We start from the raw sequence: 302 nt of genomic DNA, 5'->3' as shown, positions 1-302 counted from the left end.
GCCATCTTGAATCGAGGCATCGATTTTCGGACCAAACTCCGTGTTTTGTTTCGCCTTGCCCCGCTTGATTGGGCGCACGTATGGCTGGGACAGACTGACAATCCGGTGATCCACTCGATGTGTCTTATTTCGATACATGAACTCCTGTTGCGTAAACAGCTGCTGGATTGTGGTCAATCGGCTGCTTTGTTTCTCGGTCATTTCACCGCCTTTTGCGCGCAACTCATCGACATAACGCAAGTCACGTCGCACGTATTGCAGTTGTGCTTTGACTTGGTGGCGTGTTTCCTTAGCTGTGCGAT

Annotated in this window: 1 pseudogene; it reads right to left on the bottom strand. The window is 50.7% G+C overall.

Annotation, left to right across the window (positions count from 1 at the left end):
• A pseudogene (locus ABWW58_RS17145) lies at window positions 1–302 on the bottom strand (IS5-like element ISLrh3 family transposase); the annotation flags it as partial.

Source organism: Sporolactobacillus caesalpiniae, from assembly GCF_040513385.1.
In the GTDB taxonomy this organism is placed as follows: Bacteria; Bacillota; Bacilli; order Bacillales; family Sporolactobacillaceae; genus Sporolactobacillus.
The sequence above is the reverse complement of the archived record's forward strand: the minus strand, read 5'-3'. Positions and strand labels throughout refer to the sequence as shown.